The organism is Hymenobacter swuensis DY53 (assembly GCF_000576555.1).
GTDB lineage: Bacteria > Bacteroidota > Bacteroidia > Cytophagales > Hymenobacteraceae > Hymenobacter > Hymenobacter swuensis.
Genome location: NZ_CP007145.1, coordinates 1,448,719 through 1,461,912 on the forward strand (window position 1 = coordinate 1,448,719; position 13,194 = coordinate 1,461,912).

Genomic DNA, 13,194 nt, shown 5'->3' on the forward strand with positions numbered 1-13,194 from the left:
TTTTGTAATTGCTTGAAAAAAGGCGCTCACTGTTTCCTAACGGCCTATGTTGCACTTACGTACTCGCTCATTCTTCTTTCAGGGAGGCCAGATTACATTACATATACTGACAGCACTGCTGTTACTGATCTGTCCGTCCTTAGTTAAAGGTCAGGTTGTCATCAGCCAGATTTATGGGAGCGGCAATGCGGGTGGAGCTACTTACCGCAACGACTTCATAGAGTTGTTTAATCGGGGTACAACTCAGGTTACTATGACCAACTGGTCAGTGCAGTATGCGTCTAGCAGTGGGATATTCACTGGGAAAACCACTATAAGCGGAACCATAGGGGCCGGCAAATACTACTTAGTGCAAATGTCTGGTGGCACAACAAATGGCGTTGCGTTACCTGCTCCTGATGCTATGGGTGGTATTGATATGAGTGGTTCTGCGGGGAAAGTCGCGCTGGCCAATACTACTGCCACTGTCACCTTCAATGCTCCTAGCAACTTTTCCGGCAACGTGGTGGACTTTGTGGGCTACGGTAGTGCCGCCAATGCCTACGAGGGCAATGGTCGGGCTCCTGCCCCAAGTACTACCACCAGTGTAACACGCCTCAGTGGCGGCTGCACGGATAGCAACAACAACAATACTGACTTCGAGCCGGTGGCCGTTGCACCCCGCAACTCGGCTACGGCGGCGGCCTTATGTAGCACGGCCCCGATTATTACCGGTTTCACGCCACAGACGGGGACGGTCGGAACAGTGGTAACCATCAGTGGTACTAATCTGGCGACTATTACAGGCGTCACCTTTGCCGGTATTAGTGCCACTAACGTTTCGGCTACTGCCAGCAGCGTAACCGCTACTGTGGCGGCCGGAACGCCCATTGGTGCGGCGGCAGTGGTGCTGAGCGACGGAACCACCGCGTACAGCGCTACAAGTACTTTCGACGTAACGGCTCCTACTCCAACGCCGGCCATTACAGGCTTTACGCCCGACCGTGGCCCAGTCGGTACGGTGGTTACTATCAGCGGAACAGATCTTACCGGGGCTACTGTTGTACGCTTCAATGGGACAGCGGCTAGTAGTTACACCGTTACGAATGCTACCACCATAACGGTAACGGTTCCAACTGGGGCGACAACCGGCTCTATTACGGTCACTATGGCCGGCGGTACAGCCACCTCCGGCACCAGCTTCAGCGTAGAAAATGCGGTGCCAACGCTTACCGGCCTTGATCCGGGTACACAGGTTGCAGGTGCAGCTAGCTTTACGCTAACGGCCACCGGGACTAATTTTCTGCCTTCCTCCGTTCTGGACTTTAATGGTTCGGCCCTTAGTACTACCTACCTTTCTGATACGCAGCTAAGCGCCACGGTACCGGCAACTGCCATTGCAATGGCCGGATCCTATCCGGTGACGGTTATTTCCCCGGCACCCGGGGGCGGTACGTCTGGGGCAGTAGCGTTTATCGTTTCGGTGCCGTTTGCGGGGCTAGTGGAGCCGTTTGAGCAGGGTAGCAAAAGTTCGTACGCTACCGGAAACGTGACATTTGCCTCGGGTTTCTGGGAACTGAACAACGCCTTGGTAGGCACTTCCGCCAACGATGCTAAAAACGGTACTAAATCGGTACGGATTCAGAGTACCGGCTTGCTGACGATGCTGTTCGACAAAGCTGGCGGCGCGGCTGATATAACGCTTAAAGCAGCCAACTACGCCGGTGACACGGGTGGTACTTTTGTAGTAGAAGTATCGGTTGACCAAGGCGGCACCTGGAGTCAGGCGGGTAACACCGTCAACCTAACTTCCACTGCACTGGCTACGTTCAGCTTTACCGTCAATACCGCAGGTAATGTGCGGCTGCGCGTGCGTAAAATCGGGGGTAGCCGCATCAACATCGATGATGTGACTATTGCGGATTACGTACCCACTAACGGCCCGGAAATAGATCTGGTGCAGAATGCCAGTTCAATTCCCTCTAATGGAACCTATGATTTTGGCTTCGTAACTGTAGACAATACTGCCTCCAGCACGTTCACCATCCGCAATCTGGGTACTTCTGATCTGACGCTGGGTAACCCGGCCGTGCAACTCACCGGCTCTGCCAATTTCACGCTGACGGCGCAACCAACTGCCACGGTTCTGGGCAGCGGTAGCAGCACAACCTTTACTGTCACGTTCGCGCCCACTGCTACCACTCCGCAAACCGCCACGCTGCGCATTGCCAGCGACGATGCCGACGAAAGCCCGTATATCCTGAATCTCACTGGGGCCGTGCCGCCTACTTATACCTGGAACGGTACCGGTACCAACTGGGCCGCCGCCGGTAGCTGGACGCCCAGTCGCTCCACCCCAAGTAGCAGCGACGTGGTAGTGTTTGATGGAGCTATTACGCCAACTGCCACTGTAACAGCTGATTTTAGTTCAGTACAAACTATCGGGCAATTACTTATTCGTAATGCGGCCACCGTACTTTTCAACAACACTGGCAACCGGACGCTCACTATCAGCAACGGCAGTGCTACGGGTTCCGACCTGACGGTTACAGCCGGTTCCAGCCTGACGGTCATGAACCCCGGGAGTACCGAAACCGGCCTCACGCTGCAGCTGGGCACTGGTGCCACTGCCGCTATTACCGGAGCGGTAGCATTCGAAGCCGCAAGCTCCAACACCGGAGCCCACCGGTTACTGGGGAATGGGACCAACAGCATTGAGTTTCTGAGTGGTGGTTCGTTCAGGAGCGGGTTGAACGTGGCCGGAAACCCATTTGGAGCCCTAACAGCCTATACCGGCAGCGTAATTTTTCGCAACGGCTCCCGGCTGGAGCAGGCCGGTGGTCTGCAGCCTTTCGCCGTTACCGCGCCGGGTTCGGTTATTACGCTGGAGCCTACCAGCCGATACGTGTATAGTATCCCGGATAATAACTCGGTGCCGCCACTCAGTAGTCGTACGTTTGGCCACCTGGAGTTCAACGTGGGTACTGGCGTAAACACCTCCTCCGGGGCGAACGGTACGCTTACCATCTTAGGCAACCTGACGGTAACCAGCGGCAATGTGGGTCTGAATCTGGACAATACTATTTTCATTGGCGGCAACATTCAGGTTGATGCCGGTAGCACGCTTTCCTTTGCTCCGGATGCCGGAGGAATTGAAACAGTGGCCTTGAATGGACTGGCCCCACAAACCATAAGTGGTGCGGGCACGCTTACTTTCGGAAGTACTTCGCGCCTGCAGCTGGATAATGCCGCCGGCGTAGCGCTGGCTCGGCCGCTCACCCTCACGCGGCTACAGCTGAGTGCCGGCACGCTCACTACCACTGCCAGTAATCTGCTGACCTTAACCGCTAATGCCGTGTTGAGTGGCGGGAGCAGCAGCAGCTACATAGTCGGTCCGCTGGCTCGCCAGACTGGCGTAGTAACGACAACTCCTACCGATGTTGTGTTTCCCATCGGCAAGGGCGGACATTACCGGCCCATCAGTCTGCGCATAAATACCCAGGCTACCGCCGCCACGTATGTAACCGATCTGCAGAACACCTCCGCCCGTTCCACACCGGTGCAGGCACCACTCTCCCGCGTGTCCGGCATCCGGTTCGTAACCATTACGCCGACGGTGTCCCCCGCTGGTTTCAGCGGTACCGTTACCCTGAACTTTGATACCGATGACCAAGTAACGGACCCGGCAGCAGCGTCCCTGGTCGTAGCCAAACGTGGTAACGGCGGGGCGTGGGAATCCATTGGGCGCTTGGCCAGTTCAGGCGGAGGAACGACTGGACCCTTTGTGGCCGGTTCGCTCACATCCGACGTTTTTACCTCATTTAGCGACTTCGCCCTAGCCAGCACTGACCCCAGCTACGCCCTCAACCCGTTGCCTGTAGAGCTGGTAGCCTTCACGGCGCGCCGCCAGGAAGACCAAGTGCGCCTAGCGTGGCAAACGGCCGCCGAGCATAATAGCCACTACTTCGAGGTACAGCGCAGCACCGATGCCCGAAGTTTTCAGAAGATGACCACCATAAAAGCCAAAGGCACCGCCGCCAGCTATGAGGCATACGATCCGCAGCCCATTCGCCAAAGCGTGGCGTACTACCGGTTGCGCCAAGTGGATAGGGATGGAAAAGAAGCTTTTTCAGCGGTGCAGGTAATCAATGACCAACTGCAACTCAACGTGTATCCCAACCCAGCCCACGCCGAGTTGCGGGTGGAATTGCCGGTTGCAGAAGTAGCCCGTTACCGGATCCTAAACTCTACCGGAAACACGGTGGCTACCGGTAGCTTGAGCGGGGCCGCTACGCTACTTATAGCCGGCCTGCCGATTGGGTTGTACCAGTTGGAAGTGACTACCGCCGTCAGCCGTACCACGCACCGTTTTGTGAAACAGTAAGTAGCAAGGTGTCAACAAAAAGAGCCCGTTTCCAACTGGAAACGGGCTCTTTTTTTTGGGAGCGAATCAGATGAACTACCGCTACACCGAAAAACTTTCGCCGCAGCCGCAGGTGCGGGACGCATTGGGATTATCAAAGTAGAAGCCTTTCCCGTTAAGGCCATCCGAGAAATCCAGCTCCGTACCGGCCAGATACAGGAAGCTCTTCATATCGACTACCACCCGCACACCTTTGTCTTCAAACTCCTGGTCCATTGGTTTTACTTCGTTGTCGAAGTCAAGCTTATAGCTCAGGCCCGAGCAGCCACCGCCAGCCACCGAGGCCCGCAGACGGTACGTAGCATCCAGCTCTGCGTCGTGCATGAGCTTTTCAACTTTCTCTTTGGCTTTATCAGAAACGGTAATCATGAGGCAGCAAGCTAATTTCGGCGGCCCGGCAGGCCGATGAAGGATATTTCAGAAGCAGAACATCAAAGATACGCTGCTTGTTCAGAAACATTCTAAGAACTTGGGTTCAATACCACGCTGAATACGGTAATCGTGCTCAGGTCACGGCCGTAGTACAGCTTATCCAGCGCCTCGTACACGTTGTGGGCCCGGAAATAGGAAGTCTGCAACTCCCGGTCGCCGCGCGTGCGCCACTGGATAGTATAGGAACTTTCCTCGTCGCGGTAGTGCTGCACGTAAGTCAGCATCTTGCGCAGTACTTCCAATTTATCGTACCCGGTTTCGTAGCGAAACAGGAAGCTCTGGTGGTGGCGCGGATTTACCGTTATCAGGTCAAGCCGCGTGAGGCCGTCCAGTTGCCGGAACTCAAACAGCAGGTTACCCGGCCCCAGGGCCAGATAGTCTTCAATCTGCCGCTGAATCCGGGCACTCTCAACATGTATATCGGTAGGGGAGAGGTCCATGTTTGGAGGAGCTAAGGAGTCAGATGTATAAAAAAGAGCTAGAAGATAAAATGACCAACCACAAGGGAAGGCACACTTTATCTTCTAGCTCCTTTCTTCTGGCTCCTTGACTAGTGGTGCGACTTGGCCATTTCCAGCTCCGGCAGACCGTTTTTCACGCGGTAGTCGTTGATGGCGGATTTGATGGCGTCCTCGGCCAGTACCGAGCAGTGGATTTTTACGGGCGGCAGGGCCAGTTCCTCCACAATCTCCATGTTGTCGATGGCCAACGCCTCGTCAACCGTTTTACCCTTCAGCCACTCCGTCGCCAGCGACGAGGAAGCAATGGCCGAACCGCAACCAAACGTCTTGAATTTGGCGTCGGTGATGGTGTTGGTCGTCTCGTCTACCTCAATCTGCAGACGCATTACGTCTCCGCACTCAGGCGCGCCTACCAAGCCGGTACCTACGTTCTTTTTGCTTTTGTCCAGCGTACCTACGTTGCGAGGATTGCTGTAATGGTCGATTACTTTATCTGAGTAAGCCATGGCTTTTGATGAATTTAAATGTCAGATTTTAGAACTCAGAACCTAGAATAAGAACCAAAAGAACCAGTGCGAAGCCCTTGGCCCTTAGTTCTAAGCGCTAAAAATTAATGCTCAGCCCACTCGATAGAGTTCAAGTCGATACCTTCTTTGAACATCTCCCACAGGGGCGACATTTCCCGCAGCTTCGTGACGGCCTCTTTTACGTGGTTGATGGCGTAATCGATCTGCTCGTCAGTGGTGAAGCGGCTCAGGCCGAAACGCAGGGAGCTGTGGGCGAGGTCGTCGCTCAGGCCCAGTGCTTTGAGTACGTAAGATGGCTCCAAAGAGGCAGAAGTACAAGCCGAGCCGGACGAAACGGCAAGGTCTTTCACGCCCATCATCAGGCCTTCGCCTTCTACGTACTTAAAGCTGATGTTGGCCACATGCGGCAGGCGGTGCTCGCGCGAACCGTTAACGTAGCTTTCCTCCAGTGTCAGGAGCTCTCTTTCCAGCCGGTCGCGCATGGCGCTCAGGCGGGCCGTATCGGCGGCCATTTCCAGCTTGGCCAGCTCGCAGGCTTTACCCAGGCCCACAATACCGGGAACGTTGAGGGTACCGGAGCGCATGCCCCGCTCGTGGCCGCCACCATCCATCTGGGCGGTAACTTTCACGCGTGGGTTTTTGCGACGTACATACAAGGCACCAACACCTTTGGGACCATACATTTTGTGGGCGGTGAAGGCCATTAGATCGATGCCATCGGCAATGACGTCCACCGGAATTTTGCCGACTGCCTGGGTACCGTCCGTCATGAACAGCGCGCCGTGCTTGTGGGCAATGGCGGCAATTTCACGGATGGGCTGGATGGTGCCGGTTTCGTTGTTGCCGTACATGATGGCCACCAGAATGGTTTCCGGGGTCATGGCGGCTTCCAGCTCGCTTAGGCTAATAAGGCCTTCAGAATCTACGGGCAAATAGGTGACCCGGCCCCCGAGCTTCTCAATGTGCTTGCAGGTGTCAAGCACAGCTTTGTGCTCGGTGGTCGTCGTGATGATGTGGTTACCCTTCTGGGCGTACATCTCAAACACACCTTTGATGGCGAGATTGTCGGATTCCGTGGCTCCCGAGGTAAAGATAATTTCCTTGGGGTCGCAGTTAATCAGGCTCGAAATCTGCTCCCGGGCATAATCCACGCCTTCTTCGGCGGCCCAGCCAAAGGGGTGGTTGCGCGAGGCGGCATTGCCGAACACCTCGGTCAGATACGGCATCATAGCCTCCAGAACCCGGGGGTCGAGCGGCGTGGTTGCGTTGTTGTCGAGGTAAATAGGTAGCTTGAGCATGGCTCGGTCGTCAGTCAGGTTTCAGCGGAGAATCATTCGCAGGTAGAACACAAAAAACCGCGTACGGGTTTTACTTTCTTCCCACATTTGCAACTACAAAAGTAGAACAAATACAAAGAAGCCGCGCTATGGCCTGGCTTCCCTTTTTCGATCAGCGTATGCTCACCAATCTTGAACACCTGGGGCTTGCCGTAAAAGACCTGGAAGCGGCCACCGCGCTTTACACCACGCTGCTCGGGCAGGAGCCCTATAAGCGGGAGCATGTGGCCTCCGAGGCCGTGGATACGGTGTTTTTTCAGGTGGGCGGCTCCAAAATTGAGCTGCTGGCCGGCACGTCGCCCAATAGCGCCATCACCAAGTACTTGGATAAAAAGCCCGAAGGCATTCACCACATAGCTTTCGAGGTGGACGATATCCGGGCGGAAATGGCGCGGCTGCGGGCGGCCGGGTTCACCATCCTCAACGACGAGCCCAAGCGCGGAGCCGATAACAAGCTGGTGTGCTTTATTCATCCAAAATCCGCTAATGGCGTATTGGTGGAGCTTTGCCAGTCGATTTAACTTGCTATGAACCTCCGATTTTTACGAGACGAAGCCGACGCGGCCGTGGACGTGCTGTTGTTGCAGCAGGTCATATTATACCCGACCGATACGGTGTGGGGCCTGGGCTGCGACGCTGAATCGTCGAAGGCCGTGGACCAGATCTATAAGCTCAAGCAGCGGCCCGCCGATAAGGCCTGCATTGTGCTGGTGGCTGATGAGCAGATGTTTGCCCGCTACGCTGAGGTGGTACCGCCTAACTTGCCCGAACTGCTGGCGGCCCAGACGCGGCCCACCACCTACGTGGTGCCCGGCAGCCGGCTGCTGGCTCCTAACCTACTGGCTCCCGATGGTACGGTGGGACTGCGCGTGGTGCAGCAGGATGAATTCTGCCGGTTAGTGCTACGCCGGCTGGGCCACGGGCTGGTATCGACTTCGGCTAACCGTAGCGGCGAGCCAACCCCGGCCATCTTCAGCGAAGTAGATCCGAAGCTGGTGCGCGAGGTGGAGTACGTGGTGAACTGGCGACAGGATGATGAAACCCGCTCCCAGCCTTCCCGGGTGGTGCGGGTGCTGGCCGATGGCGGGCTGGAGGTGCTACGGGATTAACCGGCAACCGGGCGGGTTACTTTTCCCGTTTGCTGGTATCAAGCCTGAATTCACTTCACTTTCTAAATCATCGTTTGCTATGAAATTCTCCTTCAAATCTCTGCTCGTGCTAGCCGCTTTCGCTCCTTTCGCTTTGGCTTCGTGCTCGGAGAAAACCCAGGAAAACGCAGAAGCTACCGCCGAAAGCGCCGCCAACGATGCCGCTGCTACTACTGAAGCCGCCGGCGACGCCGTTGAAAATGCTACCGATAAGGCGGCGTCCGAAGTAAAAGAAGAAACTGTCCCCACCGCCGGCGACACGGCCGTTGTGCGCAACCAGCCTGCCAACGGCGTGGTGGAGGAAACGCCGGTAAAGAAGTAGTTTTGCTTCGTGGCTAGTCCGCTAAAAGCTCCTTCGGCCCGCGCCGGAGGAGCTTTTTTTACTGTCCAACCCGCCTTGCTCTGCCTGTGCCGTAGGCCGGCACCTGCTACCTTTGCCTCATGAAACAGCCCCAACTGCCTGATTTGCCCTTGTTCCGTACCATTGCTGATGCCGCCGGCGCGCTGGGCTACCCAGCCTACGTGATTGGGGGCTTCGTGCGTGACTTGGTACTGGAACGGGGCAGCAAAGACGTGGACGTGGTGTGTGTGGGGGACGGTATTGCGCTGGCCCAGGAGGTTGGGCGCCGCCTGCCTGGCCGGCCCCGCGTGACGGTGTTCAAGAACTTCGGGACGGCCATGCTGCCCACGCCCGAAATCGAAGTGGAATTTGTAGGAGCTCGCAAGGAAAGCTACCGCGCCGAAAGTCGCAAGCCCGAGGTGGAAGCCGGTACCTTGGAAGACGACCTGGCCCGCCGCGACTTCACCATCAATGCCCTGGGCCTGAGTTTGAACCCAGAGAACTTCGGGGAACTGGTGGACCGCTACGACGGCATGGGCGACCTGCAGCGCAAGCTCATCCGCACGCCGCTCGACCCCGACATTACCTTTTCCGACGACCCATTGCGCATGCTGCGGGCCATCCGGTTTGCCACTCAGCTTAACTTCGATATCGAACCCGATACGTTTGACGCGCTGGCCCGCAACAAGGAGCGCATCAAGATCATCTCGCAGGAGCGGATTACCACCGAGCTGAACAAGATTATTATGGCTCCGAAGCCGAGCTACGGCTTCAAGCTGCTGTTTAGCTGCGGGCTGCTACAGCTCATCTTCCCGAAGATGGCGCAGTTGCAGGGCGTGGAAAAAGTGGGTCAGCACGCGCACAAGGATAACTTTTACCACACGCTGCAGGTGCTCGATAATGTGGTGGCGGCTGGTGGCGACCTGTGGCTGCGCTGGGCCGCCATCCTGCACGACATTGCCAAACCCGCCACCAAACGCTACGACAAGCGCGTGGGCTGGACCTTCCACGGCCACGAGGACAAGGGTGCGCGCTGGGTGCCCGGCATCTTTACCGACCTGAAGTTGCCGTTGGGCGAGGAAATGCGTCAGGTGCAAAAGCTGGTGCGGCTGCATTTGCGGCCCATTGCGCTGGTCAAGGAAATCGTGACGGACTCGGCCGTGCGCCGCCTGCTGTTTGAGGCCGGCGACGACGTGGACCGCCTGATGCTGTTGTGCCGGGCCGATATTACCAGCAAGGACCACCAGCGCGTGGCTCGCTACCTGCGCAATTTTGATGTGGTGGAGGAGAAGTTGAAAGAGGTGGAGGAAAAAGACCACCTGCGCAACTTTAAGCCCGTCATCACCGGCGAAATTATCATGGAAACCTTTGGGCTGCGGCCCAGCCGGGAGGTGGGCGAGTTGAAGGAGGCGCTACTGGAAGCCATCCTGGAAGGCAAAGTGCGCAACGAGTACGACGAGGCCTTTGCACTGTTGCTAGAACTGGGAAAGCAGAAAGGGCTGAGCGCCGTACCGAAGTAGCCTGACCAATATTCATTAAAAAAAGCCGCCGCCTTCCGGAATAATCCAGAAGGCGGCGGCTTTTTAGCGCAGAGCAAGCCTAAGCAATGAAGGCAGCTCCGGCCGTCCTGTTGCAGCAGGAGGGTAGGCCGGGGCTGCCTTCGGGTCTCACCTTTTCACTCACAAATGGACCCAGTATGGTTGATGCTTGCTCTGCGCGTTAAGTAGTCAGATGCTGAGACGACCACAGTGGTTGCCTGGGCAAGAACTGTTCCAGTAATATTCAGCATCTGACATGTAGAACGAACGAACGGTTAAAGGGTTACGCCGCTGCCTATGGTAAGGCGTTGAGTAGCAGTTGGTGCCGGAAAGAGGGAATATAGGTCCTGGGTTGACTGCATTACTCCACGGAGCGGACGGCCGCCGCGCCTACTGCCTCGCGGCGTACCTGGCTGGGTTTTCCGCTGTACTCAATCACGCTGGCCCCGATAGCCTCGGCCTTCAGCTCCTCCGTCACCCGGATGCGCACCTTGGTGGCGCCCACGGCTTCAATATCGGCGCGGCGGGCGGTGAAGTCGGCGGCGGCTACGTCGCAGGCACCGGCCCCTTCGATGGTGAGTTGCTCGGCTCCGCCTTGCAGAGCTACCTGGCAGCCGCCGGCCAGCTCCAACTGCAGCTTCTGCAAGTTGGCTTTCAACTTGAGCTGACTGCCGCCGGCCTGCGTTATGCTCAGGTCGCCGGAGTTGAAGCCGCTGACCTCGGCGTGGGTGCCGCCCACCAGTTCCAGGTTGTTGAGTTCCGGCGTTTCGATGATGAGCAGCACATCTTCATGGTCGCCGCTGCGGGAGTCGAACAGGTCGCGGTTGCGGGGACTAATGGTCAGCTCCTTGCCGTCGCGGGTTACTTTCAGGTCACGCAGGGCGCGGCCGTCGCCGGCGGCGCGCACGGTGTAGGTGCTGCCCTGCCGGATGATGACCCGGTAGCCGCCCACAATGCTCACCTGATCGAAGTCGGTTTCATCGAAGGTCTGACGCTCGGAGCCGTAGGAGTTTTCATCCGTATTAATGGGCTCTACGCTTTCGAAGCTCAGTTTCAGGTCAGAGTCGTCGCGGCCTTCTTCGTAGTCGGCGCTGTTCTCGTCGTCGTTGTCGGTATCCCGGCCGCGCAGGTCGCCTTCCGCGCAGCTGATGCACTCCACTTTGTTGCCCGTCATGCGGAACACGCCGTTTTCGGGGTGGTAGGGAGCCTGGCCATTCATGTAGTCGTCGTCGTTGAGCCAGTTGGCAAACGTCTCCGTCATGCGGAAGGTACGACCCCGGGGCATGAGCAGGCGCAAACGCATTTCCTGGTCGCGGTACCGGGCGCTGGGCTGGTAGGTGAAGTGGTCATCTACGCTCAGCGTCGAGTCGTTGAGGATGCGCAGGTTGTGGCTGGTGGAAGTAGCGGCCGTGCGGCGGGCCAGCGAGTCGGTAGCACCTTTGGCCGAGATGATGCGCTCCAGCCGCGGGGCCTGGGCACTGTCGATGCCCACGATGTCGAGGTCCACCCATTTATCGTTATTGAGCTGGCGGCGCTCCAGTACCAGGCGGGGGCTGGTCAGGCCGCCCAGCGTGGTGGTTTGAGTAATTTCCTCTTCCCGCTGAAACTCGCGCCCTACCCGCACGCCGGCCACCGAGCTGCCCACGATACCCAGCAGCCACAAACCCAGCAGCGTGAGGGAAGCCGTCCGGCTCAGGATGGTGCGGCGCAGCAGCAGACCCACACCCATCAGCAGCAAGGCCAGGGCTGGAATAGCAGTGAGCAGGAAGAACGACAGCACTGCCCAGGACGAAATGTCATTGAAGAGCAGGAAAGGCTGCAACGGGCCAAATTCCAGGTTATCCGACGAGGCAATCAGGCCCAGGCCTACCCCCAGCGCAATGAGGATGGAAAGCAGAAACCCAAATCCAGTCAGGGTCAAAATCCCACCCGCTACCACCCGGATCAGCGAACCGATGCCATTGATGAGGGGGCGCACGTTGCTGAACGAGTCCTCCAGAAACGTGCCTACGGGACGGTTATTCACCGGTCCGGCCTCGGAGCCGGCGGCGTAGGGGTTGTTGCGCAGGTTCTCATCCAGGGCCGAGAGCGTGACGGCATCGCCGCGCATGCGGAGCTTGTCGGAGGCGGTTTTCGCCTCCGGCAAGAGAATCCACAGGATAACGTAGAGCCAGAAGCCCAGGCTGCCGGCAATGAGCAGCAGCAGGAAGGCAATGCGCACTACCACCACATCTACCCGCAGGTACGCCGCCAGGCCGGCCGAAACGCCTCCGACTTTACCATTGTCGGTGTCGCGGTAGAGCTTCTTGAACGCCGGGTCGGTATCGGGGTCGGTCGTGTCGTAGCGTTTGGGCAGCACCACCCACAGGATGATGTAGGCCAGGACCGTGATGCCCGCTACCCGCTCGCCAAAGTTGTTCAACGGCGTATTATCGAACACCGCAGGTATGGCTAGCAACAATACCAGCAAGCCTATCCGAATCCAGAGGGGGTTGGTGTTGAAATACTGCGCCAGACCAGCCGCTACTCCGGCTACCTTGCGGTGGGCCATGTCGCGGTACATCTGCTTGGGCGCGGCTTCCGTGGTATCGGCATCGGCAGCTTCGGGGCCGGACTTAGCGCGGCGCCCCGCGCCGTAAGTGCTGCTGGCATAGGTGCCCTGGGCCGAGCCATTGGCCACGGCTTCGGCCAGCAGTTCCTCTTCGTCCTCGGCTTCATCGGCCGACTGGAAGTCGCGCACCCGGCCCATTTTGGCGGTCATGGCTTCCACATCCTCCAGCGTGATGACCTGCTTGAGGCCGGAGAGGCGGGCGGCGAAGAGCTCGGCAATGCGGCTCTCGATGTCGGCCACAATTTCCTCGTGGCCGCGGTAGCCGCTGAAGTGGGCTTTCACTTCCGCCAGGTAGCGGCTAAGCACTTCGTAGCCATCTTCCTCAATGTGGAAGATCATGCCCTGAAGGTTGATGCTGATGTTCTTTTTCATCTCAGTGCTGCAACTAGTCAAGAATA

The 13,194-nt window shown here is 57.6% G+C and carries 10 protein-coding genes; 5 read left to right on the forward strand and 5 right to left on the reverse strand.

Going from position 1 to position 13,194, the window contains the following annotated elements:
• The first annotated feature begins 46 nt into the window (after positions 1-46).
• On the forward strand, positions 47-4,363 hold the full coding sequence (locus HSW_RS07705; protein WP_071883081.1) for a choice-of-anchor D domain-containing protein: 4,317 nt from the start codon (positions 47-49) through the stop codon (positions 4,361-4,363).
• Between the two features lie 81 nt (positions 4,364-4,444).
• Here the strand turns inward: HSW_RS07705 and HSW_RS07710 are convergent, their stop codons facing one another.
• The 4 genes from HSW_RS07710 to HSW_RS07725 all read right to left on the reverse strand — a co-directional run bounded on the left by HSW_RS07710 (position 4,445) and on the right by HSW_RS07725 (position 7,120).
• Entirely contained in the window at positions 4,445-4,771 is a 327-nt protein-coding gene (locus HSW_RS07710; protein ID WP_044001463.1) for a HesB/IscA family protein, read from the reverse strand.
• A gap of 92 nt (positions 4,772-4,863) precedes the next feature.
• Complete coding sequence (locus tag HSW_RS07715; protein WP_044001464.1) at positions 4,864-5,274, reverse strand: hypothetical protein; 411 nt, start codon at positions 5,272-5,274, stop codon at positions 4,864-4,866.
• Between the two features lie 110 nt (positions 5,275-5,384).
• Positions 5,385-5,801, reverse strand: coding sequence for a Fe-S cluster assembly scaffold IscU (iscU, locus tag HSW_RS07720; RefSeq protein WP_044001465.1), 417 nt, complete (start codon positions 5,799-5,801; stop codon positions 5,385-5,387).
• A 104-nt stretch (positions 5,802-5,905) separates the two neighbouring features.
• Complete coding sequence (locus HSW_RS07725) at positions 5,906-7,120, reverse strand: IscS subfamily cysteine desulfurase (protein WP_044001466.1); 1,215 nt, start codon at positions 7,118-7,120, stop codon at positions 5,906-5,908.
• Between the two features lie 158 nt (positions 7,121-7,278).
• On the opposite strand from HSW_RS07725, the gene mce reads away from it, so the two are divergent.
• The 4 genes from mce to HSW_RS07745 all read left to right on the forward strand — a co-directional run bounded on the left by mce (position 7,279) and on the right by HSW_RS07745 (position 10,167).
• Entirely contained in the window at positions 7,279-7,680 is a 402-nt protein-coding gene (mce, locus tag HSW_RS07730) for a methylmalonyl-CoA epimerase (protein WP_044001467.1), read from the forward strand.
• Positions 7,681-7,686: 6 nt separating this feature from the next.
• Positions 7,687-8,268 carry an L-threonylcarbamoyladenylate synthase gene (locus tag HSW_RS07735; protein WP_052346229.1) on the forward strand — a complete coding sequence of 194 codons (582 nt, stop codon included), beginning with the start codon at positions 7,687-7,689 and terminating at the stop codon, positions 8,266-8,268.
• Between the two features lie 79 nt (positions 8,269-8,347).
• On the forward strand, positions 8,348-8,629 hold the full coding sequence (locus tag HSW_RS07740) for a hypothetical protein (RefSeq protein ID WP_044001468.1): 282 nt from the start codon (positions 8,348-8,350) through the stop codon (positions 8,627-8,629).
• 119 nt (positions 8,630-8,748) lie between these two features.
• On the forward strand, positions 8,749-10,167 hold the full coding sequence (locus HSW_RS07745; protein WP_044001469.1) for a CCA tRNA nucleotidyltransferase: 1,419 nt from the start codon (positions 8,749-8,751) through the stop codon (positions 10,165-10,167).
• A gap of 379 nt (positions 10,168-10,546) precedes the next feature.
• Here HSW_RS07745 and HSW_RS07750 read toward each other — a convergent pair whose 3' ends face one another.
• Positions 10,547-13,168 carry a PspC domain-containing protein gene (locus HSW_RS07750; protein WP_044001470.1) on the reverse strand — a complete coding sequence of 874 codons (2,622 nt, stop codon included), beginning with the start codon at positions 13,166-13,168 and terminating at the stop codon, positions 10,547-10,549.
• Positions 13,169-13,194: the final 26 nt, after the last annotated feature.